We start from the raw sequence: 23,727 nt of genomic DNA, 5'->3' as shown, positions 1-23,727 counted from the left end.
CGGGCGCCCTCAGAAGAAGTCGATCGAGACCTGCAGCAGGCGCTCGACCTCGGGGACGTCATGGGTCAGGGCGAAGATCAGGACGATGTCGCCCTCTTCGATGCGGGTGTCGGCGGTGGGCTTCACCACGCGGTCGCCCTTGCGCACTGCGCCCAGCAGCGCCCCCTCGGGGAATTCGATGTCGCGAATCGCGCGGCCCGACATGGGGCTGGTCGACAGGACCTGCGCCTCCATCACCTCGGCCTCGGCATCGCCCACGGAATAGATGTCGCGCACGCGCCCGTGGCGGATATGGCGCAGGATCGTGGACACGGTGGTCGCGCGCGGGTTGATATAGGCGTCGATGTCCAGCGCCCCCATCAGCGGCACCAGCGTCGGGTCGTTGATCAGCGCGATGGCCATCTTCGCGCCCGACTGCTTGGCACGGACCGAGGCCAGGATGTTCGTCTTGTCGTCGTCGGTGACGGCCAGCACCGCATCCGCGCGCGGCACGCCCGCTTCGTCCAGCAGTTCCGCCGACAGCCCGTCGCCGTTCAGCACGATGGTCCGTTCCAGCCGGTCGGCGGCGAATTCGGCGCGGCCGCGGTCACGCTCGATCAGCTTGGCGCGGATGCGGTCGGCGCGCCGCTCCAGCGTCTGGGCGACCGACAGGCCCACATTGCCCGCCCCGATGATCGTCAGGCGTTCCTGCTTCTGGGGGGGCTTGCCGAAGATGTCCAGCGTGCGCCCCACATCCTCGGCATGGGCGAAGACATAGATCTGGTCGTTCGCGAACAGCTGGTCGCCCGGTTCAGGCGCGAACAGACGCCCTTCGCGGCGCACGCCCGCCACGATGGCCCGCAGGCTGGAGAACAGTTCCGTCAGCTGGCGCAGCGGCGTGTTCAGCGCCGGGCAGTCGGGTTCCAGGTCGATCCCCAGCAGCTGGATCTTGCCGTCCATGAAGGTCTCGACATCGAAGGTCGAGGGCGCGGACAGGCGCTGCAGCGCGGCCTTCGCGACCTCCTGCTCGGGGCTGATGACCACGTCGATGGGCAGGTGTTCCGTGCGATAGAGATCGCTGTAGATCGCGTCCAGATAGGCCGCGCTGCGCAGGCGGGCGATCTTGCGCGGGACCTGGAAGACGGAATGGGCCACCTGGCAGGTGACCATGTTCACCTCGTCCGAATGGGTGGCGGCGATGATCAGGTCGGCATCGCGCGCGCCCGCGCGGTCGAGGATGTCGGGATGGCTGGCGAAGCCGCTGACGCCCTGGACATCCAGCGTGTCGGTCGCGCGGCGGATCAGTTCGGGGTTGTTGTCGATCACCGTCACGTCGTTGCGTTCGCCTGCCAGGTGGCGCGCGATCTGCCAGCCGACCTGCCCTGCTCCGCAGATGATGATCTTCATGTGTCGCCCCCGAATGGCCCGGCGCGTGACGCACCCGATCCCCCCTGCCTATGCCGGGGGACACGGGCGCGCAAGCGCGGCACTACTTGCCGACCACCATCTCGTCGTCGCTGCGCGCGCCGCCGACGACGCCGAGGGATTTCAGCTTGCGGTGCAATGCGCTGCGCTCCATGCCCACGAATTGCGCGGTGCGGCTGATATTGCCGCCAAAGCGGTTGATCTGCGCGACAAGGTATTCGCGCTCGAACAGCTCTCGCGCCTCGCGCAGCGCCATCGAGGTGATCTGCGGCCCGAGGCTCAGCGCGTCGCCGTTCTCGGGGGTGGCGCCCTGCGGCTCCAGCTCGGCGGGCTGGATCGCGCCGGGGCCTTCGGCCAGGATCAGCACGCGTTCGATCACGTTGCGCAGCTGGCGGATATTGCCGGGCCAGCGCATGGATTGCAGCGCGGCCACCGTCTCTTCGGGCAGGTCGCGGGGCGTCAGGCCCTGGTGCTGGTGGAAATGCTCGATGAAATGGCGGGCCAGGTGGCCGATATCCTCGCGCCGGTCGGCCAGGGACGGCACGGCGATGGGGACCACGTTCAGCCGGTCGTACAGCTCCTGGCGGAAGCGGCCCGCGGCGATCTCGGTCGGAAGGTCGCGGTTGGTCGAGGACAGGACCCGAAGGTCGACGCGCACCCGGTCGGTGCCGCCAGCGCGGATGAACTGCTGTTCGGTCAGCACGCGCAGGATCTTGGGCTGGGTGCCCAGAGGCATGTCGCCAACCTCGTCGAAATAGATGATGCCGCCATGTGCCTGTTCCAGCAGGCCCGGCTCGACCCCGCGCTCGGGGGATTCGCGGCCGAACAGCACCTCTTCCATGCGCTCGGGTTCGATGGTGGCGCAGGGCACGGTCACGAAGGGCGCCTGCGCGCGCGGGCTGTGGGCGTGGATATAGCGCGCGGCCAGTTCCTTGCCGGTGCCGGGTTCGCCCGACAGCATGACGCGGCCGTTCGACTTGGCCACCTTGTCCAGCCCGTCGCGCAGCCGCTTGAAGGCGACCGACTGGCCCAGCATCTCGGTGCTGCGCCCCTCGCCGCGGCGCAGGGTGCTGTTCTCGCGGCGCAGGCGGCTGGTCTCGGTCGCGCGGTTGATGACGACCATTAGCTGGTCGATGTTGAACGGCTTCTCGATGAAGTCGTAGGCCCCCTGCCGGATCGCGGCGACGGCGATCTCGATATTGCCATGCCCCGAGATGATGATGACCGGCACGTCGGGATTGTTCCGCTTGACCTGCTTGAGGATGTCGATCCCGTCCATGCGGCTGTCCTTCAGCCAGATGTCCAGGATCATGAGCGAGGGCTCGCGCTCGTTCAGGGCGCCGATGGCCTCGTCGGAATTGGCCGCCAGCCGGGTCTCGAAGCCCTCGTCCTTCAGGATGTCCGAGATCAGTTCACGGATGTCGCGTTCGTCATCGACGATCAGGATGTCACTCATGCGCTCGCCTCGCTGCTTTCCTGTCTGCTCTTCTTGGCCGCGCGCACCGGATGGCGTTCGCGCGGCAGTCGGATTTCGGCCATCGCGCCCTGGTCGTCGGGCGCGTCCGTCAGGGTCAGGCTGCCGCCATGTTCCTCGACGATCTTCTTCACGATGGGCAGGCCCAGCCCGGTCCCCTGCGCCTTCAGCGTCACGTAGGGCTCGAACAGGCGGGACCGGTCGGCGGGCAGGCCCGGACCGTTGTCGGTCACGCGCATCACCACCATCTCGGGCTCGGCGATCAGCGCGACCGAGATGCGCGGCTGCCAGCCCTCGGGTGCCTCGGACGCCTTCTCCTCGACGGCCTCGCCCGCGTTCTTGAGGATGTTCGTCAGCGCCTGCCGCAGCATGCCCGCGTCGCAATCCACGATGACGGGCTGGGCCGGAATGTCGGTCGTGATGCCCCCCGGCAGGGCGTCCTGCTGCAGGATCACGATCTCGGACAGCAGGGCCGCCAGGTCGGTTTCCGCGCGGTCGGGTTCGGGCATGCGGGCAAAGCGGCTGAACTCGTCCACGATGCGGCGCAGGTCGTTCGTCTGGCGGATGATCACCTCGACATACTGGTCCAGCGCGGGGCGGTCCTCTTCGGGGGCCATGGGCGCGAACTTGCGGCGCAGGCGTTCGGCCGACAGCTGGATCGGCGTCAGCGGGTTCTTGATCTCGTGGGCGACGCGGCGGGCGACATCGCCCCAGGCGGCCATGCGCTGCGCGCTGACCAGCTCGGTCACGTCGTCGAAGGCCACCACGTATCCCTCCAGCGCGCCATCGTTGCCGCGACGCACGGCCATGCGGACCAGCAGGCTCTCCAGCCGCGAGTGGCGCATCAGGCGCACCTCGTCCTGCACCGTCTCGGCCACGGATGACGACAGCTTCTCGAACAGCGGCTCGAATTCGGGGACGACCTCGGACAGCAGGGCGTCGATGTCCAGCTTGGGGTCCAGCCCCAGAAGGCGGCTGGCCGAGCGGTTGACGAAGTCGATCTCTCCGGCGGCATCCAGCCCGATCACCCCCGACGTGACCGAGCCCAGCACGTTGTCGAACAGGCGCCGCTGCTCGTCGCTGGCGCGATAGCTCTCGACCAGTTCCTCGCGCTGCGCCTTCAGCTGGCGGGTCATGCGGTTGAAGGCCTGGCCCAGGGTCTGGATCTCGTCGCCGGTGCGGGGTTCGGGGATCTGCAGGTCCAGATCGCCCCGGCCCACCTGTTCGGAGGCCTGCGCCAGCAGCCCGATGGGCCGCGACAGGCGGCTTGCGAACCACAGGCCCAGCCAGATCGCCACCGCGACCAGCAGCAGCGCAAAGCCCAGATAGACCAACGAGAATTCCAGCAGCACCTGGCTGCGCATTTCTTCAAGCTGGCGATAGTCGCCCGCCGTCGCGCGGGTGTCGTCCACCAGCCCCAGCAGATCTCCATCCACGTCCCGCGTCACATAGAGATACCGGTCCGCCAGCGGCGGCAGCGCCACGAGGGCGCGGAACTCGTCATTGTCCCAATCCTCGATCAGGACCAGCCCCTCGGTCTGGGCGCGGTCCAGGTCGTCGCTGACGGGCTGTTCGTACCAGAACAAGTAGCTGCGTTCGCCGCGCGCGCGGATCTCGCCCGCGCCGTTGATGATATAGGCCTCGCGCAGGCCGCGCTGGATCAGCCCCTGCCCCTGCGTCAGAAGCTGGCGCATCTCGCCATCCTCGATCAGGGGGTTCGCGCGGCCCGCCTGGATCAGCACCCCCGCAAGGGCGCGCGCATCCTCGGCCAGGTCGCTGCGATGTTCGGCCTGGTACGCCTCGGCCGCCGCCTGAGAGGTGGTCACCACCTGCTGCACCCGGTCCGAGAACCAGCCTTCCAGGCCGATATTCACCAGAAAGCCCGCGAACAGCGCCACCAGCACCGTCGGGATCAGCGCAAGGCCGCCAAAGATCGCGACCAGCCGCGCATGCAGCCGCGCCGCCGGGGCCGCGCGCCTGCGGGCCGAGATCAGCCGCGCCATCCGCGCCACGATGAAGGCCACCAGGACCAGCAGGTACAGAAGATCGGCCAGCAGCACCGCACGCAGCATGTGCCCCGGCCAGTCGCGCCCGAAGGGCGTCATCACGGCGAATGTGGCAAGGGCCAGCAGCAGCCCGCTGACCAGCACGATCCACGTGGTCGCGCCACGCCAGTGACGCGGAAGGCGCAGACGCGCCAACCTGTCCCAGCTCAAACCTGCAACCAGGCCCGACATAACCCCCACTCGCCGTCTGACGCGGCTTCCAGAATGGCCAGCGCGTTGTATCCGCGCTGCGCCCCTGTGGCGGTTTTACATCAGTTTGCGGCGCCGTGTCACCTCGATATTCAGCTCGGTCAGTTTCTTGCGCAGCGTATTGCGGTTGATCCCCAGCAGATCGGCGCAGCGCAGCTGGTTGCCGCCGGTCGCATCCAGCGCGACCTGCAGCAGCGGACGCTCGACCTCTCGCAGGATGCGGTCGTAGAGGCCCGGGGGCGGCAGGCTGTCGCCATGCAGGTCGAAATAGCGCTGCAGATGCTGTTCCACGGAATCCGACAGGTTGGCGCCGGTGCCATGCGCGGGCATGGGCGCGGATGCGGGCTCGGACAGGTCGGCCTGCATGACGGGGGCCGCCTGCGGGGCGGGGGCGCGACCGCCGCCGCCATGCTGGGACAGCGCCTCGCGCATCTCGTCCAGGCTGATGGCGGGACCGCTGGCCGTCAGGGCCAGGCGGCGCATCATGTTCTCCAGCTCGCGGACGTTACCGGGGAAGGGATGGGCGCGCAGCAGGGCCGCGGCATCGTCCGACAGGGCACGCTCGGGCAGGCCATGCGCCTGCGCGCGCGCCAGCAGGTGGCTGGCCAGCGGCAGGATATCGTCCACGCGCGACCGCAGCGGCGGCACGCTGATCGTCACCCCCGCCAGGCGATAGTACAGGTCCGAGCGCAGCCGCCCCGCGGTCACGTCGGCCTGCGGATCGGGACCGGTGGTCGCGACGATGCGCGGCGCGTTGGCGCGGTCCGGGCCGGTCTCCATCGCCTCGATCAGGCCGATCAGGCGGGCCTGCGCGGCGGTGTCGAAACCTGCCGGGTTCTCGATCACGATGGTGCCGCCGCGGGCCTTTTCGGCGGCGCGGGCGACCGCGTCCTCGCCCGCATCGGCCGAGGTCAGGAAGGCCAGCCCCCCGTCGCGGCGATCCGACAGTTCGTGGAAGCTGCGCGCGATGGTCGTCTTGCCGACCCCCGCCTCGCCCGCGATGATCACGGCCAGGTCGGCGTTCAGCACCCGCGCGACCATGCGGAACAGCGCCTGCATCGAGGGCGCGTGCCCGATCAGCGGCATCGCCGGATCCGCCGCCTCGCGAGAGATCTGGAGCGGCTCGGGGACCGGGTCCGACTTGCGCGGGCGGCGCGACAGGGCCTGGTTCGCCTTGGTCATCAGGTCCGGCAGGTCGAAGGGCTTGGGCAGGTACTCGAACGCCTCGGCCTCGGTCGCGCGGATGGCCGTCACGATGGTGTTCTGCGCCGAGATCACGATGACGGGCAGGTCGGGCCGGGCCTCGCGCATGGCGGGGATGCGGTCGATGCCGTTGCCGTCCGGCATCATGACATCGGTGATGACCAGGTCGCCGCGGCCCTCGTCCACCCATTTCGCCAGCTGCGCAAGGCTGCCGGTGGCATGGACACGACAGCCCGCGCGGGTCAGCGCCTGCGTCAGCACCGTGCGGATGGTGCGGTCATCATCGGCGATCAGAACTGTTCCGTCCATGATTCAGGTCCTTATGCCTTGGGCAGTGAAATTCGGAAGACGGTGCGACCGGGGCGGCTGTCCACCCGGATCAGCGCGCCGTGGTCGGTGACGATCTTGCTGACCAGCGCCAGCCCCAGCCCGGTACCGTTCTCGCGCCCCGAGACGAAGGGCTCGAACACCTGGTCCGCGATCTCGGGGGGGAAGCCGGGGCCGTTATCCTCGATCTCGATCTGCAGGGGCAGCGCGCGGCCTGCCGGGTCGGTATCGCTGGGGGGACGCCGCAGCGTGTGGTCGTAGAAGCTGTGCAGCCGGATGGTGCCGCCGGCCTTGCCCTTCAGCGCCTCGGCGGCGTTCTTGACCAGGTTCAGGCAGACCTGCATCAGCTGGTCCGCATCGGCCAGCGCCGGGGGCAACGAGGGGTCGTAATCGGTGACGATCTTCACGTCCCTGGCAAAGCCGACCTGCGCCGAGCGGCGCACCTGCTCCAGCACGTCATGCACGTTCAGCGCGCCCAAGGCGGGCGGAGAGGTGTCGCCGAACCTTTCGACCTGTTCCAGCAGCGCGACGATGCGGCGGCTTTCGCTGACGATCATCTCGGCCATCTCGCGATCCTCGGGGGATGCGTTCATGCCCATCAGCTGCGCGGCACCGCGGATGCCCGCCAGCGGGTTCTTGATCTCGTGGGCCAGCATCTCGGCCATGCCGATGGCGCTGCGGGCGACGCTGCGGGCGCTACGGGTCTGATGAAGGCCCTCGGCCTCGTCGGGGACGATCAGCAGGCTGGCCACGCCGCCGCCATGCCCCGGCGGCCCCGCATGGACCGCCGCCCTGCGAGAGCTGTGCCCCCCTGCGCGATCGCCGATGTCGAAGACGACATGGCTGTGGAAGAACGCCTCCTCGCTGGCGTTCACGCGCCCGACCAGCGGCCCGATGGGGGGCGCGATGCGCAGGCGGGTCGCCATCTCGTCGCCCTCGAGATGCTTGCCCAGGGACCAGGTGCGCGACAGGTTCAGCCACAGTTCCGCCGCGTCGTTCATCGCGGCCACGCGCCCCTCGGCATCCAGGATCACCGCGGGCAGCGGCAGGGCGTGCCAGCCCGGCCCGGGATCGGCCTCGACGAAATCGCGGGGGCGCGGTGAGGTCATGCGGCAGCCTCGGTATCGGTCTGGGTGAAGGCACGCCGGATCAGCGCCAGCGTCGCCTCGGGGGTGGGCGCGCGCAGCAGGTCCGCGCGCAGGGGGGCGCCGTTCGCCTCGGCATACCAGCCCAGATGCTTGCGCGCGACGCGCAGGCCCAGCTCGGGGCCGTAGAAATCCAGGATGTCCTCGTAGTGTTCGGCCACCAGATCGGCCAGCGCATCGCCCTGCGGGATGACGGGCGCCGGAGTGCCCCACAGCTGATGCGCGATCTGCGCCAGCACCCAGGGACGGCCCTGCGCGCCACGCCCGATCATCACCGCATCCGCGCCCGATTGCGCAAAGGCCCGGCGGGCGCTGTCGGCGTCGACGATATCGCCATTGGCGACCAGCGGCGGGCGGTTCGGAAGATCGGCCACGGCACGGATCGCGTTCCAGTCCGCCTGCCCCTTGTAGAATTGCGACCGCGTGCGGCCATGGACCGTCAGCATCGAGACACCCGCATCGCGGGCCCGCGCGGACAGTTCGGGCGCGTTCAGGCAGGTCTCGTCCCAGCCCAGCCGCATCTTCAGCGTGACGGGCACGTCCACTGCGCCGACCACCGCGTCGATCAGGCCCAGCGCGTGATCCAGATCGCGCATCAGCGCCGAGCCCGACAGACCGCCCGTGACCTTCTTGGCGGGGCAACCCATGTTGATGTCGATGATCCGCGCGCCCATGCCCTCGACGATGCGGGCGGTCTCGGCCATGGCGGCGGCCTCGCGGCCCGCGATCTGGACGCTGACGGGCAGGGCGCCCTCGGTCAGGGCCTTGGCGCGGACGGCGGCGCGGGTCGAGGGGCGCGGCGTGACCATTTCCGACGATGCGACCATCTCGCTGACCAGAAGGCCCGCGCCGAAACGTGCGACGGCCCGGCGGAACGGCAGGTCCGTGATCCCCGCCATCGGCGCAAGGAAGACGGGCGCCCCAAGCGCGTTGTTTCCCAGTATGATCGGTTCGGGTCGCTGCATGACTTTTCCTTCACCTTGGCCGCTATCGCCCGCAAGGCGGGCAGAGTGGCTGCCCCCTGCCTATTTCGCAGGCGGGGCTTAGCTGATCTTTAATTGTGCACAATGCCATAATATTAGGCAGACTGGACAGCCCACCCGAACCGCGTTGCGATGTCGCAACCGATGGGCGAAATGGTCGCGGGCGGCATGGCGGCACGGGGGTCGTCGTGCTTGGATGACCCGCAAAGCGCAACCCCGAAAGGCAGCGAGGGCAGCATGTTCCTGTCGGTTTTCGACCTCTTCAAGGTCAGTGTCGGACCTTCATCCTCTCATACCATGGGGCCGATGATCGCGGCGGCGCGGTTCCTCGATTCGCTGCGCGCCCAACCCTTCGCGGCGCATGGGGTCCGGGTCAGCCTGCATGGCAGCCTGGCCTTTACCGGCAAGGGGCACGCGACCGACCGCGCGACGATCCTGGGGCTGCAGGGCTTCACGCCCGAACGCATGGACCAGGACCGCGCCGAGGCGGCGCTGGCCACGATCCGCGCCGAACGCCGCCTGACGCCGCCCGACCTGCAGCCGCTGGCCTTCGATCCCGATGCCGATCTGCGCTTCGATTACGACACCCCCCTGCCCGGCCATACGAACGGCATGACCATCGCCGCGACCGATGCGCAGGGCGACGTGATCTTCCACCGGATCTACTATTCCATCGGGGGCGGCTTCGTCATGACGCCCGAGGAACTGGAAAAGCGCGGCGACCAGGACCGCAGCGATGCCGCAAGCGCGGTCCCCTTTCCCTTCGCCACCGCGGCCGAGATGCTGCGGATGGCCGCGACATCGGGCAAGTCCATCGCCCGCATGAAGGAAGAGAACGAGCTGTGCTTCCGGTCCCGCACCGACCTGGCCGAGGGGCTCGACCGGATCTGGGCCACGATGTCGGACTGCCTGGACCGGGGGCTTGCGACCGAGGGCACGCTGCCCGGCGGGCTGAACGTGCGCCGCCGCGCCCCCGGCATCCACCGCGCGCTGCTGGACGAACGCGGCATGAACATGACCGCGCCGCATGTGGTGAACGACTGGATGTCCACCTATGCCATGGCCGTCAACGAGGAGAACGCCGCCGGCGGGCAGGTCGTGACCGCGCCCACGAACGGCGCGGCGGGCACGCTGCCGGCCGTCGTGAAGTACTGGCTGGACCATGTACCCGGCGCGTCACTGCGCCTGCTGCCCGATTTCCTGCTGACCGCCGCCGCCGTGGGCGGGCTGATCAAGCACAACGCCTCGATCTCGGGGGCGGAATGCGGCTGCCAGGCCGAGGTGGGCAGCGCCAGCGCGATGGCCGCCGCGGGGCTGGCCGCCGTCCTTGGCGGCACCCCCACCCAGGTCGAGAACGCCGCCGAGATCGCGCTGGAACATCACCTGGGGATGACCTGCGATCCCGTGCGCGGGCTGGTGCAGGTGCCCTGCATCGAACGGAACGGGCTGGGCGCCATCAAGGCCGTCAGCGCGGCCAGCCTGGCGCTTCGCGGCGACGGCGATCACATCGTGCCCCTGGACGCCGCGATCGAGACCATGCGCCAGACCGGCCGCGACATGAGCGAGAAGTACAAGGAGACGTCCCTGGGCGGGCTGGCGGTCAACGTTCCGAACTGCTGAAAGCCGCCTGCGCGGGCCCCGAACGGGCGGCGGAGCTTGCCCAAGGGGGCGGCGATTGCTAACGCTGTCGTGACAGTGATCGATCCCGAAGAACAAAGGCCGGAACCCATGACCCTGCGTCCCGCACCCGCGCGCCTCGCCCTTCTTGCCCTGATCGCCCTGCCGCTGGCAGGCTGCGACAGCGCCGCCATGACCGATCTGCGCCGCAATATCGGCATCGAGCAGCCCGAGCCCGAACCCGAGGAGCCGGCCCAGCCCCGCGCCCCCGCGGTCAGCCCGCTGGAACAGCCGATCGAGACCGGCGCCGAGGCCCCCCGCGTCATCCCCGGCGCCGAGCCTGTGACCTACAACGCCCGGGCCTTCATCGCCCGCGGCAACGAGCCCTTCTGGCGCGTGGACATCAGCGACGGCACCGCCACCTACAAGACCCCCGAGAACCAGGCCGGTCGCGGCATCTCGGTCAACCGCATCGTGTTTGCGGACGGCGTCGAATATGTGGGCGTGCTGGATGGCCGTCCCTTCGTCGTGAACCTGCGCGCGCAGGAATGCCAGGACACGATGGCCGACGAGAAATTCCCGCTGACCGCCAGCCTGACCGTTCGCGGCCAGAAGCTGGCGGGCTGCGGCCAGACCGCAACCGTGACCACCCAGACCGCCGAGACGGAAGCCGAGGCGACCGAGGGCTGAGCCCCCGCCCCCAAGGGAAAGGACCCACCACCATGCGCCGCTCGCGCCTGACACGCCATCTGATGGCCACCGCCCTGCCCGCGGCCCTGCTTCTGGGCTCGGGGACGGGAACAGCCGTCGCGGACCCGCTGATCGCGCGGAACATGTCGACCTATGGCCTGCCGGGCGGCATCGACACGCCCACCGCCGAGACGCTGCCGGACGGCACCCTTGGCGCGACGGTGTCCTGGTCGGACTATGCCCGCCGCGGCAACATCTTCTTCCAGGCGCTGCCGGGCCTGACGGCCGTGCTGCGCTATGGCCGCGTGGACGGGATCAACGACTACCGGAACGAGGGCTACATCTCGGACCGCTCGCTGGACCTGCGATACCAGGTGCTGGAGGAGGACGGCTGGCGTCCCGCCGTCGCGGTGGGCCTGCAGGACTTCCTGGGGACCGGCGTCTATTCCGGCGAATACGTCGTGGCGACCAAGACGATCACGCCGCGCATCCGCGTCTCGGCGGGTCTGGGCTGGGGCGTGCTTGCGGGCAACCCGCGCACCATCGATGTCGGCGACGAGGGCGGCACCCCGAACGTGGACCAGTGGTTCAGCGGCAGCCCGAAGCCCTTCGCATCGGTCAGCTGGCAGGCCACCGACAAGCTGAACCTGATCGCCGAATATTCGAACGACGAATATGTCGCGAATTACAGCAACGGCAACAGCTTCCAGCAGGGCGAGGAACCGGGCAGCAGCCTGAACCTGGCCGCGAACTATCGCATCGGGCGCAACTACGAGGCCGGTCTCTATACCATCGGCGGCGAGACGATCGGCGCGACCTTCACCATCGCGCTGAACCCGCGCGAGGCGGCCTATCCTTCGGGGCTGGAAAAGGCCCCCGCGCCCGTGCGTCCGCGCCCCTCGCCCGCGGCGGATCCCGAGGGCTGGTCCGGCAGCTGGTCGCAGGACCCCACCGCCCAGCCCGCCATCCAGAAGGCGCTTGGCGACGCGCTGGCCGACGAGGGCCAGACGCTCGAGAGCATGGGCCTGAGCGCGACCCGCGCCGAGGTCCGCATCCGCAACACCCGCTATATCAACCAGGCCGAGGCCGTGGGCCGCACCGCGCGCCTGATGACCCGCGCCCTGCCCCCCTCGGTCGAGACCTTCGCGATCACCTCGACCGCGAACGGGATGCCGACCTCGACCGTGGTGCTGCGCCGGTCCGATGTCGAGCGGCTGGAGAATACCGAGGCCGGGCAGATCGCCGCCGCCTCGCAGCTGGTCGATGCGCCGCGCAGCGCGCCGGGACTGGTCACCACTCCGGGCGTCACCCCGCGCTTCCGCTGGTCGATCAAGCCCTATGTCGATCTGGGCATCTTCAGCGCCGAGGACGGCCTGACCCACGAGGTCGGTGCCGAGGCCCGCGCCAGCTACGAGATCACGCCGGGCCTGATCGTGACGGGCGCCATCCGCCAGCGCGCCTTCGGCGATATCGGCCAGCGCGGCCCCGGCATCCCGGGCGAGCGCGGCGAATACTACACCCCCGAGGAATACGAAGCCGACGCGTCGCTGGAAACCACACCCGAGGGCGTGCCGCGCGTGCGTTCGGACACGCGCATGTACACGGGCAATACCAGCCCTGTGATCCCGGAACTGACCCTTGCGTGGTACGAGAAGCCCACCGACACGGTCTATACCCGCGTCACCACGGGCCTTCTGGAACGCGCCTATGGCGGCGTCTCCGCCGAGGCCCTGTGGAAGCCCGCCAATTCGCAGCTGGCCATCGGCGCCGAGGTGAACCACGTCAGGAAGCGCGATTTCGACCAGCTGTTCGACTTCCGCGACTACGAGGTCACGATGGGCCATGTCTCGGCCTATTACGAGTTCACGGAAGGCTTCACCGGCCAGCTGTCGGTCGGCAAGTACCTTGCGGGCGATGTCGGCGCGACCGTCGCGCTGCAGCGCGAATTCGCGAATGGCTGGCGCATCGGCGCCTATGCCACCAAGACCGACCTGTCGGCCGAGGAATTCGGCGAGGGCAGCTTCGACAAGGGCATCACCCTGTCGATCCCGCTTGGCTGGGCGACCGGCGAGGCCAGCCGCGACCGCGTCTCGACCGACCTTCGGTCGCTGTCGCGCGACGGCGGTGCGCAGCTGAACGTGAACGGGCGGCTCTATGACCGTGTGCGCGAGGCGCAGACCGTCGATCTGTATGAAGGCTGGGGGAGGTTCTGGCGATGATCCGTGCAGTCAAGCTGACGATGGCCGCGACCGCGCTGGCGGGGCTGGCGGCCTGCGGGAACGACACCGCCGCGACCGGTCCCCTGGGCGTGCTGGCCCAGACCGCGGGCCAGGTCGTGGCCGAACGGCGCGCGGAACCCGCAGCGCCCGCCAAGACCCCGGCCCAGGCCGCGGCCGAGGCGCTGCGCGTCAACCAGGGCCCGCTGATCCAGGCGGGCTTCGAGAACCTTGGCCGCACGCAGGTCATGGCGCTGACGGGCCAGAACGGCGCGATGCGCACCTACATGACCCCGTCCGAGGAAGCGCTGATCATCCGCGACGGCCTTCTGGTCGGCACGCGGGGCCTGGGCAACGACCTGTCCGTGGCCGAGATCGGCACCGCCGCCGCGATCCGTGCGGGTTCCGGTTCGGGCACGCGGGTCATGCGCTATTTCTCGGGTGACGGGCTGGAACGCCCGCTGCGCTTCGATTGCACCGTGGGCGCGGGCCCGCAGCCCGGCGTCACGGTCGAGAACTGCGAGGGGCACGGCGTGACCTTCCAGAACAGCTATGGCGCGCAGGGTGCGGTGTCGCGCCAGTGGATCGGCCCCGCGGCGGGGTATGTGACCATCCAGACCCTGCGGCCCTGAGCCTTCGTCAGAAACGCGAAAACCGGCCCCTGCGGGGGCCGGTTTTTTCATGCGCACTGCCGGGCGCAAGGGGCGCGGCGCAAAGGAAAGGGGGGCCGGCACAAGGCCAGCCCCCCTTGAAACAGACCGGAAGAACCGATCCGTTCCGAAATCAGCTGTCGTCGTCGTCCGAAGCGACTGCGGCGATGACGCCCAGCAGCAGCAGAGCCGGAACCACCAGGCCGGCGTTCGACGAAGCAGCCTGCTCCTCGACGACGACGGGCTCGACTTCAACGACGGGGGCGACGTAGCCACCGGCCAGAGCCGAAGTTGCGGTCAGGCCGAGAGCGGCAGCGAAAGTAGCGAATTTGGTCATGATCATGCTCCGTTTCGGTTGAAAGCTGCCGTCACCGGCAACATCGCTGCGACAGTTACACAAACCCGATGAGTTGAAAAGCAGCATTGAATTCCTCACTCGGTCGGGTCGCGGTCACTGTTGCATATTGGCCAACACCCATTTCGGGCCCTTGTTCCCGATCCCGCAAACCCCGGGAAAAACTGTGACTTTTCGGCACTAACCCCGGCGAAAGCCCTGCGAGAGCAGGAAAAATATCGCGGCCGCCGCAACTATCGACGGACCTGCCGGAGTGTCGAGTCGCAGGCTGGCCCACAGCCCCGACAGGACCGACAGCGCCGCCAGCACCGCCGCGACGGCGGCCATCCGCTCAGGGGTGCGTGCCCATATGCGGGCAGCCGCCGCCGGGACGATCAGCATTGCCGAGATCAGCAGCGATCCGACGACGCGAATCGCAAGCGCCACGACGATGGCCAGCGCGATGGACAGGATCAGCCTTTCGGTGCGCGGATCGATGCCCGCGGCCATGGCCAGTTCCTCGTTCAGGGTCGATGTCAGAAGCCGCTGCCAGCGCCAGGCCAGCATGAAGGTGACCAGCAGCGCACCCGACCAGATGAGCGCCAGATCCAGCTTGCCCACCGCAAGGATGTCCCCGAACAGATAGCTGGAAAGATCCGTGCGCGCTGCGGGCACGAAGCTGATCGCGACAAGCCCGAAGGCCAGCGCCGAATGCGACAGCACGCCAAGCATGGTGTCCATCGCCTGCCCCCGCGACACCAGCGCGGACACCACGACCGCCATCAGCCCCGCCACCGTCAGCGTCCCGACATAGATCGAGATGTCGAAGGCCAGCGCGACCGCCACCCCCAGAATGGCGGCATGGGCCGTCGAATCCCCGAAATAGGCCATGCGCCGCCAGACGACGAAGCTGCCCAGTGGGCCCGCCACCAGCGCAAGGCCAAGCCCCGCCAGAACGGCGCGCATGAAGAAGTCGTCAAGCATTCGGATGATGTCCGCAATCGGGGCCATGGACATGCCCCACGGCGTCATGGTCGTGATCGTGACGGTGACGATAGAGCGCGAGCGTCCCCTCCGCCTCGGCACCGAAGAGCGCGCGGTATTCCGGGGCCGAGCTGACATGCTGGGGCGTGCCCTCGCAGCAGACATGCCCGTTCAGGCAGACCACGCGGTCGGAGGCGCGCATAACGACCAACAGGTCGTGGCTGACCATCAGCACGGCGGCACCCGTCTCGCGCCGCACCTCGTCGATGAGGCGATAGAAGGACAGGATCCCCGGCTGGTCCAGCCCCTGCGTCGGCTCGTCCAGCACCAGAAGATGCGGATCGTTCAGCAAAGCGCGCGCCAGAAGCACACGCTGGAACTGACCGCCCGACAATTGCGTCAGCTGACGGTTGCCAAGCCCCTCGACGCCGGTGCGGGCCAGCATCGCCTCGGCCTCGGCATCGGTGACGCGCTGCGGAAGCGACAGGAAGCGCCGCACGGTCATGGGGATCGCGGTATCCAGATGCACCTTCTGCGGGACATAGCCGATGCGCAGCCCCGGCATCCTGCGCACGTCGCCTCGCGCCGTCGCCAGATGGCCCAGCAGGGCGCGCACCAGCGACGACTTGCCCGAGCCGTTCGGCCCGACCACCGTCACGATCTCGGACGGCAGAATGCGGAAATCGATATGGGACAGCACCGGCTCCTCGGTGCCGGGGCGGTGAACGGTGAGGCCCTGCGCCTCGATCAGGCTGTTCATCCGCGGTCCTCGGCACAGATGGCGCAGGTGCCGACGGCCTCGACCGTGACGCGGTCCACGGCAAAGCCCGACCCCGCCGCGACCTCGGCCAGCGCGGTGCGCATGGGGCCCGAGGGGACCTCGGCGATGCGGTCGCACCTGTCGCAGATCAGGAAGGCGGGCTGGTGTTCCTCGCCCGGGTGCAGGCAGGCGGCGAAGGCGTTCAGGCGCTGCAACCGGTGGGCCAGGCCATGCTGCACCAGGAATTCCAGCGCGCGATAGGCGACGGGCGGCTGACGGCCGAACCCCTCGGCCGCAAGGCGGTCCAGCACCTCGTAGGCGCCCATGGCGCGGTGGTTCTCCAGCAGGATCTCCAGCGTGCGGCGGCGGACGGGCGTCAGGCGCGCGCCCTCGGATGCCAGCCTTTCGGCGGCATCGGCCAGCGCGCGGGCGCTGCAATGGCTGTGGTCGTGCGGCGCGAAGGCCGCGCCGATTCCGTCGGATGTCATGGGCACGCGAGGCGGTCCGTCATGTTATGAAGTTACACTTGGCTTGACTTGTTATCCTGTAACATGGACAAGCCGCCAACCGCAACAAAGCCCGAAGGACGACCATGCGCCTTACTTTGACCGCGATGCTGTCGCTGACCGCCCTGCCCGCCCTTGCCGATATTGGCCCGATCATGGTCGACCTGCCGCCCACCGGCGCGCTGGTCCGCGAGGTCGCGGGCGATCTGGCCGATGTCCAGGTGCTGCTGCCCGCCGGGTCGGGGGCGCATGACTACCAGATGCGGCCCTCGGACGCGCGCAGGCTGCAGGACGCGGCGCTGCTGGTCTGGATGGGCCCCTCGATGACCGCCTGGCTGGAGCGTCCGGCACAGAACATCGCCGCCGATGCCGCGCAGCTTCAGCTGCTGTCGGTCGAGGGGACGCATCTGCAGGATTTCGGCGGCCCGGCCGGGGATCATGACGAGCATGAGCATGAGGATCACGACCACGAGGGCCATGATCACGACGATCACGGTCACGAGGATCATGGGCACGACGACCACGGTCACGAAGAACATGACCACGGCGACCACGAGGGGCACGAGGGGCACGAGGGGCACGACCACTCGGGCACCGATCCCCACGCCTGGCTGACCCCCGAGAACGCGGGCCCCTGGCTGGGCGCCATCGCCGACGCCCTGTCCGAGGCCGACCCCGAGAATGCCGCCACCTATCGCGCCAACGCCGAGGCCGCGACCGCGCGGATCGAGACGGAGGCCGAGGATCTGCGCCAGCGCCTTGCCCCGCATGCCGACAAGGAATTCGTCGTCTTCCATGACGCCTACGGCTATTTCACCACCGCGTTCGGGTTGAAACCCGCGACCCCCGTGGCGCTCGGCGATGCGACCGCTCCCTCGGCGCAGCGCCTGGAGGAGGTCCGCCACCGGATCGAAAACACCGGCGCCGTCTGCGCCTTCCCCGAATACGCGCACGACCCGCGCCTGGTCGAAACCGTGATCGAGGGCACGGGCGTGCGGATGGGCGGCACGCTCAGCCCCGAAGGATCGACGGTCGAGGATGGCGGTTACATGGCCATCCTGACCGCGCTCGGCGACAGCCTGATCGAGTGTTTCGAGACCGAGTGAACTGATTTCACGACACGAAACGCCCGGCCTCCGCGCCGGGCGTTTTCTTTTGTCCGGATTCCCGACTCTTTTACTTTGACAATCCCGAACGAATTTGTCAGCTTTGGCACAGTTCAACCGCCACAGCAAAGGGCTGACCATGACCGCCACGCGTCCCTCAGATTTCGTCCGTCCCGGCAACACGCTTCTTTCGCGCCTGCCGCAACATGACGCCACCGAACTGACCGCTGGTGGAAACCAGGCCCTGATCGTCCTGGACGAGCAGGTCTATCAGCTGCGCATCACCCGTGCGGGCAAGCTGATCCTGACGAAGTGAAAAGGCCGGGCGATTGCCCGGCCCTTCGATATTCGATGCGACAAGCCGCTGCGGATCACCCGCGCGGCTTGTTGCCTTTCGGGCCACCCGAACGGGGACCACCCGAGCGCGGGCCGCCGGAACGGGGACCGCCAGAGCGGAATCCTTCGCCACGCGGACGGTCGCCCTGCGGCCTGTCACCGCGCGGCCCGTCATTGCGGGATTTGTTGGCCCAAGGCTTGTCGCTGCGCGGTTTGTCCCCACGCGGTTTGTCGGACCAGGGCTTGTCGCCGCGCGGCTTGTCGCTGCGGGGGCGGTCGTCGCGCGGACGGTCGCCATAGGAACGGTCGCCTGCGGGGCGGTCGCCACGGGGACCCTTGCCGAACGGCTTGCCGCCGCGATCCTCTCCGCGCGAATCGCCAAAGCTCTTGCGACCGAAGCCGCCGGGCTTGCCAGGACGATCACCACGCGGACCGTCGCCACGGGGGCCATCGCCACGCGGGCGGTCGCCATAGGAACGAGCGCCTTCGGGGCGGTCGCCCTTGGGCTTGAAGGGCTTGCGGGCATCGCCGGGCTTGCCGCCGAAACGTGCGGGGCGGTCATCGCCGTCCTCGCGCTTGCGGAAATCGCCGCGATCGCCGCCCGGGCGCCCCTTGAAGCGGGGCGAATCCCCATCCTTGCGAGGACGGAAGCCGCCCTCGTCGCCGTCGCGCTTGGCCCCGAAGCTGCGGGCGGGACGTTCCCCATCACCGCGCGGGCGGAAGCCACCTTCGCGACGTTCACCATCACCGCGCGGACGGAAGCCACCTTCGCGACGCTCGCCATCACCGCGCGGACGGAAGCCGCCTTCGCGACGCTCGCCATCACCGCGCGGACGGAAGCCGCCCTTCTCCCCGCGGTTGTCCTCGGCGCCGCGAGGGCGCATTTCGCGCGGGCGCTCGTCGGGCTCGCCGGTCAACAGGCCGCCCAGCTGGTCGCGCAGCACGCGGCGCTTGACCTCGGACACCTCGTTCTTTTCCAGGGTGCCCAGCTTGAACGGGCCATAGCCGACGCGGATCAGGCGGTTCACCTGCAGGCCGATATGCGACATCGCGCGGCGGATCTCGCGGTTCTTGCCCTCGCGGATGCCGACGGTCAGCCAGGCGTTCGCGCCCTGCTGGCTGTCCAGCTTGATCTCCATCGGGGCGAAATCCTCGCCGTCGATGGTCACGCCACGGCGCAGGGGCGCGAAGGTCAGGTCGTTCGGCGTGCCGTTCACCCGCACGCGATAGCGGCGCAGCCAGCCCGTGGCGGGCAGTTCCAGCCGGCGCTTCAGGTCGCCGTCGTTGGTCAGCAGCAGCAGCCCCTCGGAGTTGAGGTCGAGCCGCCCCACGGTCATCACCCGCGGCAGATCGCGCGGCAGCGCGTCGAAGACGGTCTGGCGGCCCTTCTCGTCCGATTCGGAGGTCACGAGGCCGAGCGGCTTGTAATAGAGCCACATGCGCGTTTCCTGCGGGGCGTCCATCTTCTTGCCGTCGATGGTCACGCGGTCGGTCGGCAGCACGTCCAGCGCGGGGCTGGAGATCTTCTCGCCGTTCACGGTGACGCGGCCCTCGACGATCATGCGCTCGGCCTCGCGGCGGCTGGCGACGCCTGCGCGTGCCATCACCTTGGCGATGCGTTCGGGGCTGTCCTTGCGGGGGGTCAGGTCTTCGGTCATGCGATCTCTCCTGCGCATCTCTGCGGTGGCAAAGGCGCAGCCATACGCGACCACGGGGCGGCTTGGGAAGCCCCATCTTGCGCATGGCTGGTCTTCGCGCGACAAGCATCCGATGACGCGATATCGCAGCCACATGGACCTGGCCCTGGCCGAGGCCCGCGCCGCAGCCCTGCGGGGCGAGGTGCCGGTCGGCGCGGTCGTGACCGACCCGGACGGCCGCGTCGTCGCCAGCGCGGGCAATCGTTGCCGCGAACTGTCGGACCCCACCGCCCATGCCGAGATCCTGGCCATCCGCGCGGCCTGCGCGGCGCTCGGGTCGGAACGTCTGCCGGGGCACGACCTTTGGGTCACGCTGGAGCCCTGCCCGATGTGCGCGGGCGCCATCGCCGGGGCGCGGATCGCGCGGCTGTATTACGGCGCGGACGATGTGCGGATGGGCGGCGTCGCGCATGGGGCGCGGGTCTTCTCGCATCCGCAATGCCACCACCGCCCCGAGATCTATGACGGGATCTCGGCAGATCCCGCGCGCATCATCCTGCGCGAGTTCTTCACCGCGCGGCGCTAGGTCCGAACCCGCTTGCAAGGGGCGGCGGGCTTACCTATACCGATGCGCATGCGGGTGTAGCTCAATGGTAGAGCCGCAGCCTTCCAAGCTGAAGACGTGGGTTCGATTCCCATCACCCGCTCCAATCCCCCACCGGACCCACGAATATCTCAGCGCCGCCTGACCAGCTGACGCTGTTCGCCAAGGCCCTCGATGCCAAGGCGCATCGTCTCGCCTCCGCGCAGGAAGCGGGGCGGCTTCATGCCCATGCCCACCCCCGGCGGGGTGCCCGTCGCGATCACGTCGCCCGGTTGCAGCGACATGCAGCGCGACAGATAGGCGACAAGCGTCCGCACACCGAAGATCATCGTCGCGGTGGTGCCGTCTTGGTGGCGCTGGCCATCGACCTCCAGCCACATCCTCAGCCGCTGCGGGTCGGGCACCTCGTCCGTGGTCACCAGCCAGGGGCCGATCGGGCCGAAGCTGTCGAAGCCCTTGCCCTTGTCCCAGCTGCCACCGCGTTCGGCCTGCCATTCGCGTTCCGAGATGTCGTTGACCACGCAATAGCCCGCGACGTGGGACATCGCGCGGGCCTCGGGGATGTCACGACCGCCCTGCCCGATGACGAAGCCCAGCTCGACCTCCCAGTCGGTCTTGGCGGAACCCGGCGGGATCTCCACATCGTCGTTCGGCCCCGAGATCGCGCTGGTGAACTTCGAGAACAGGATCGGCTCGGACGGGATCTCCATCCCGGCCTCGGCGGCGTGATCGGCATAGTTCAGGCCGATGCCGATGAACTTGCCCACCCGTCCCACGCAGGGGCCCAGCCGCGTCGCGGGATCGACCACCGGCAGCGACAGCGGGTCCAGCGCCGCAATCCGCCCCAGGCCGTCCGGGGTCAGGACCTCGCCCGCGATGTCGTCGACATGCGCGGACAGGTCGCGGATATTGCCCGCATCGTCCAGAAGTCCAGGTTTTTCCTGCCCCTTCGGGCCGTGACGCAGCAGCTTCATCGCAATCCCCCCTGTTCGGTCGGGCGCAGTCTTGTCACAGGTTGACGCAGTGTAAAGTGCACATAATGAAAAAGAGGCGCCCCGCGACGGGACGCCCCTTTTCCGTTGCCTGTCCGGCGGGCCTCAGCCGCGAAGGGTCGCGCCGGTGGCCTTCTGGACCTTCTCGACGATCTTGCCGCTCACGGCCTCGATATCGGCATCGGTCAGCGTCTTGTCGCGCGGCTGAAGGCGCGCGGTGATGCCGATGGACTTGCGGCCATCGTCCAGCCCGGTGAACTGGTCGAAGACCGTCACGCTGTCGATCAGCGCCTTGTCGGCCCCCGCGGCGGCATTGACCAGGGTCAGCGCCTCGACCTGCGGATCGACCACGAAGGCGAAGTCGCGTTCGACCGCCTGCAGCTCGGACGCCTGCAGCGCGGGGCGGGTCGTGGTCCGCGCCTTGGGGAAGGGCACGGCGGCGATGCGGACGGTAAAGGCGACCGCGGGGCCCTTCACGTCCATCGCCTTGAGGATGCGGGGATGCACCTCGCCGAAGGTGGCCAGCACGTTCGGACCAAGTGCCACGTTGCCCGCGCGGCCCGGATGCCACCAGCCGTCCAGCTTGCGGTTGATCTGCACGCGGGCGGGTGCGCCGATGGCCTCGAGCACGGCCTCGGCATCGGCCTTGGCGTCATACAGATCGACCTTGCGGCGCGTGCCGAAGGGATCGCGCGGCCCGGTCGAGCCGACCAGCAGGCCCGACAGTTGCATCGCCTGATCGCCGGGTTCGCCGCCGCTGAAGACGGGGCCAAGCTCGAACAGGGCCAGGTCCGCGAAACCGCGCGCCTGGTTGCGGGCGGCCGCGGCCAGCAGGCCCGGCAGCAGGTCGGGGCGCAGATGCGTCATCTCGCTGCTGATCGGGTTCTCGATCCGCAGGGCGTCGGTGCCGCCGCCGAACAGCGCGGCCGAGGCCTGGTCGATGAAGCTGTAGGTCACGCATTCGTTGTAGCCCAGGGATGCCGCCATGCGCCGCGCGGTCTTCTCGCGCATCTGCAGGGGCGTCAGGACGGGGCGCGGAACGCCCGCCTGCGGACGCGGCAGGGGCTTGCCCTCAAGGCGCGTCAGGCTGGCGATGCGGGCGATCTCCTCGACCAGGTCGGCCTCGCCCAGCACGTCGGGACGCCAGGACGGGACATGGGCCATCTCGCCCTCCATCCGGAAGCCCAGGGCCTGCAGCGTGGCGCGCTGCGTGTCCTCGGGAATGTCCATGCCGACAAGGCGCGAGGTGCGCGACGGGTCCAGACGGTAGGCGCGCGAGGTGTCGGGCAGCGCGCCCGCGGTCACCACCTCGGACGGGGTGCCGCCGCACAGGTCCATCACCATGCGGGTCGCCAGGTCCAGCCCCGGAAGGGTGGATGCCGGGTCGATCCCGCGCTCGAAGCGATAGCGCGCATCGCTGAGGATCTTCATGGCCCGGCCCGTGGTCGCGATGGCGATCGGGTCGAAATAGGCGGCCTCGATGAACACGTCCACGGTGTCGTCGGACGAACCCGACGCCAGACCGCCCATGATGCCCGCGATGCTCTCGGGGCCGTTCTCGTCGCAGATGACAACGGCGCCCTCGGGCAGGTCATAGGTCTTCTCGTCCAGTGCCTCGATCCGTTCACCCGCGCGGGCGGCGCGCAGGGTCAGGTCGCCCGCAACCTTGGCGGCGTCGAAGACGTGCAGCGGGCGGTTCAGGTCGAAGGTGAAGAAGTTGGTGATGTCCACCAGCGCACTGATCGGGCGCAGGCCGATGGCGCGCAGGCGCTTCTGCAGCCATTCCGGCGACGGGCCGTTCTTCACGCCGCGCACCACGCGACCCGCGAAGAACGGCGCCTTGCCCGCGACTTCCGGCGCGATGGTCACGCCGACGGGGCACGGGAACTGCCCCTGGATCTCGGCCTCGGGGGCGGGCTTCAGCGCGCCCAACCCGCGGGCTGCCAGATCGCGGGCCACGCCGCGAACGCCAAGCGCGTCGGGGCGGTTCGGCGTGATCTTGATGTGGATCATCGGGTCGATCTTGTCCGGCGCGTTCTCGGCCAGCCAGTCGACATAGCGCTGCCCGACCTCGCCCGAGGGAAGCTCGATGATGCCCTCGTGCTCGTCCGACAGCTCCAGCTCGCGCTCGGATGCCATCATGCCGTGGCTCTCGATGCCGCGGATCTTGCCGACGCCCAGGGTCACGTCGATGCCGGGAACGTAGTCGCCGGGCTTGGCCAGCACGACCGTGATCCCCGCACGCGCATTGGGCGCGCCGCAGACGATCTGCTTCTCGCCCTCGTCGGTGGTGACGCGGCAAACGCGCAGGCGGTCGGCATCGGGATGCTGCTCGGCATGGTCCACCCGCGCCAGCGTGAAGCTGCCCAGCTTGGCTGCCGGGTCGCGGACGTCCTCGACCTCGAGGCCCAGATCGGTCAGCGCCTCGACGATCTCGTCGAGGGTGGCGGAGGTGTCGAGATGCTCCTTGAGCCAGGAGAGGGTGAACTTCATGGCGCTCGCTT

General features: G+C 69.1%; 20 protein-coding genes and 1 tRNA gene. 8 read left to right on the top strand and 13 right to left on the bottom strand.

Annotated elements, in window-relative coordinates; genetic code table 11:
- Positions 1-9 precede the first annotated feature (9 nt).
- The 6 genes from trkA to dusB all read right to left on the bottom strand — a co-directional run bounded on the left by trkA (position 10) and on the right by dusB (position 8,773).
- On the bottom strand, positions 10-1,386 hold the full coding sequence (gene trkA, locus QMZ16_RS05765; protein WP_022706606.1) for a Trk system potassium transporter TrkA: 1,377 nt from the start codon (positions 1,384-1,386) through the stop codon (positions 10-12).
- Positions 1,387-1,468: 82 nt separating this feature from the next.
- A complete protein-coding gene (locus QMZ16_RS05760) occupies positions 1,469-2,860 on the bottom strand; it encodes a sigma-54 dependent transcriptional regulator (protein ID WP_022706607.1) in 1,392 nt (463 codons plus the stop codon).
- Entirely contained in the window at positions 2,857-5,094 is a 2,238-nt protein-coding gene (locus tag QMZ16_RS05755) for an ATP-binding protein (protein WP_348984654.1), read from the bottom strand. Before QMZ16_RS05755 ends, QMZ16_RS05760 begins: the two co-directional genes overlap by 4 nt.
- Before the next feature lie 96 nt (positions 5,095-5,190).
- A complete protein-coding gene (locus QMZ16_RS05750; protein WP_282602482.1) occupies positions 5,191-6,645 on the bottom strand; it encodes a sigma-54 dependent transcriptional regulator in 1,455 nt (484 codons plus the stop codon).
- An 11-nt stretch (positions 6,646-6,656) separates the two neighbouring features.
- The gene (locus tag QMZ16_RS05745) at positions 6,657-7,772 is read right to left on the bottom strand and encodes an ATP-binding protein (RefSeq protein ID WP_282602481.1); all 1,116 of its coding nucleotides are present in this window, start codon (positions 7,770-7,772) and stop codon (positions 6,657-6,659) included.
- Entirely contained in the window at positions 7,769-8,773 is a 1,005-nt protein-coding gene (gene dusB / locus QMZ16_RS05740) for a tRNA dihydrouridine synthase DusB (RefSeq protein WP_282602480.1), read from the bottom strand. The genes QMZ16_RS05745 and dusB overlap by 4 nt, the downstream gene beginning before the upstream one ends.
- Positions 8,774-9,028: 255 nt before the next feature.
- Between dusB and QMZ16_RS05735 the strand changes: the two genes are divergently transcribed.
- The 4 genes from QMZ16_RS05735 to QMZ16_RS05720 all read left to right on the top strand — a co-directional run bounded on the left by QMZ16_RS05735 (position 9,029) and on the right by QMZ16_RS05720 (position 13,946).
- Positions 9,029-10,411: an L-serine ammonia-lyase gene (locus QMZ16_RS05735; protein ID WP_282602479.1), complete on the top strand. Its 1,383-nt coding sequence runs from the start codon at positions 9,029-9,031 to the stop codon at positions 10,409-10,411.
- Positions 10,412-10,519: 108 nt separating this feature from the next.
- Complete coding sequence (locus QMZ16_RS05730) at positions 10,520-11,098, top strand: hypothetical protein (protein ID WP_282602478.1); 579 nt, start codon at positions 10,520-10,522, stop codon at positions 11,096-11,098.
- A 32-nt stretch (positions 11,099-11,130) separates the two neighbouring features.
- Positions 11,131-13,317 carry a YjbH domain-containing protein gene (locus QMZ16_RS05725; protein ID WP_282602477.1) on the top strand — a complete coding sequence of 729 codons (2,187 nt, stop codon included), beginning with the start codon at positions 11,131-11,133 and terminating at the stop codon, positions 13,315-13,317.
- Positions 13,314-13,946, top strand: coding sequence for a YjbF family lipoprotein (locus QMZ16_RS05720; protein WP_282602476.1), 633 nt, complete (start codon positions 13,314-13,316; stop codon positions 13,944-13,946). The genes QMZ16_RS05725 and QMZ16_RS05720 overlap by 4 nt, the downstream gene beginning before the upstream one ends.
- Before the next feature lie 151 nt (positions 13,947-14,097).
- Here the strand turns inward: QMZ16_RS05720 and QMZ16_RS05715 are convergent, their stop codons facing one another.
- The 4 genes from QMZ16_RS05715 to QMZ16_RS05700 form a co-directional block, all read right to left on the bottom strand.
- Positions 14,098-14,307 carry a hypothetical protein gene (locus QMZ16_RS05715; RefSeq protein ID WP_022706616.1) on the bottom strand — a complete coding sequence of 70 codons (210 nt, stop codon included), beginning with the start codon at positions 14,305-14,307 and terminating at the stop codon, positions 14,098-14,100.
- A gap of 192 nt (positions 14,308-14,499) precedes the next feature.
- A complete protein-coding gene (locus tag QMZ16_RS05710; protein ID WP_022706617.1) occupies positions 14,500-15,282 on the bottom strand; it encodes a metal ABC transporter permease in 783 nt (260 codons plus the stop codon).
- Entirely contained in the window at positions 15,275-16,042 is a 768-nt protein-coding gene (locus QMZ16_RS05705) for an ATP-binding cassette domain-containing protein (RefSeq protein WP_282602475.1), read from the bottom strand. Before QMZ16_RS05705 ends, QMZ16_RS05710 begins: the two co-directional genes overlap by 8 nt.
- On the bottom strand, positions 16,039-16,530 hold the full coding sequence (locus QMZ16_RS05700; RefSeq protein ID WP_282602560.1) for a Fur family transcriptional regulator: 492 nt from the start codon (positions 16,528-16,530) through the stop codon (positions 16,039-16,041). Before QMZ16_RS05700 ends, QMZ16_RS05705 begins: the two co-directional genes overlap by 4 nt.
- Before the next feature lie 104 nt (positions 16,531-16,634).
- Between QMZ16_RS05700 and QMZ16_RS05695 the strand changes: the two genes are divergently transcribed.
- Both QMZ16_RS05695 and QMZ16_RS05690 read left to right on the top strand, forming a co-directional pair.
- Positions 16,635-17,654, top strand: a complete 1,020-nt coding sequence (locus QMZ16_RS05695) for a zinc ABC transporter substrate-binding protein (protein ID WP_282602474.1) — start codon at positions 16,635-16,637, stop codon at positions 17,652-17,654.
- A 139-nt stretch (positions 17,655-17,793) separates the two neighbouring features.
- Positions 17,794-17,970, top strand: a complete 177-nt coding sequence (locus QMZ16_RS05690) for a hemin uptake protein HemP (protein ID WP_282602473.1) — start codon at positions 17,794-17,796, stop codon at positions 17,968-17,970.
- Between the two features lie 55 nt (positions 17,971-18,025).
- Here the strand turns inward: QMZ16_RS05690 and QMZ16_RS05685 are convergent, their stop codons facing one another.
- The gene (locus QMZ16_RS05685) at positions 18,026-19,648 is read right to left on the bottom strand and encodes a pseudouridine synthase (protein WP_282602472.1); all 1,623 of its coding nucleotides are present in this window, start codon (positions 19,646-19,648) and stop codon (positions 18,026-18,028) included.
- A 112-nt stretch (positions 19,649-19,760) separates the two neighbouring features.
- Between QMZ16_RS05685 and QMZ16_RS05680 the strand changes: the two genes are divergently transcribed.
- Positions 19,761-20,213: a nucleoside deaminase gene (locus tag QMZ16_RS05680; protein WP_282602471.1), complete on the top strand. Its 453-nt coding sequence runs from the start codon at positions 19,761-19,763 to the stop codon at positions 20,211-20,213.
- Positions 20,214-20,263: 50 nt separating this feature from the next.
- A tRNA-Gly gene (locus QMZ16_RS05675) sits at positions 20,264-20,337 on the top strand.
- Between the two features lie 25 nt (positions 20,338-20,362).
- Here the strand turns inward: QMZ16_RS05675 and QMZ16_RS05670 are convergent.
- Together QMZ16_RS05670 and pheT are read right to left on the bottom strand one after the other, a co-directional pair.
- Positions 20,363-21,205: a fumarylacetoacetate hydrolase family protein gene (locus QMZ16_RS05670; protein WP_282602470.1), complete on the bottom strand. Its 843-nt coding sequence runs from the start codon at positions 21,203-21,205 to the stop codon at positions 20,363-20,365.
- A 123-nt stretch (positions 21,206-21,328) separates the two neighbouring features.
- Positions 21,329-23,716, bottom strand: a complete 2,388-nt coding sequence (pheT, locus tag QMZ16_RS05665; protein ID WP_282602469.1) for a phenylalanine--tRNA ligase subunit beta — start codon at positions 23,714-23,716, stop codon at positions 21,329-21,331.
- Positions 23,717-23,727: the final 11 nt, after the last annotated feature.

Origin of the sequence: Paracoccus sp. PARArs4, from assembly GCF_947311865.1 — a bacterium.
Classification (GTDB): Bacteria; Pseudomonadota; Alphaproteobacteria; order Rhodobacterales; family Rhodobacteraceae; genus Paracoccus; species Paracoccus zeaxanthinifaciens.
Note: the sequence above shows the minus strand (reverse complement) of the source record. Positions and strands in the feature narration are given on the sequence as shown.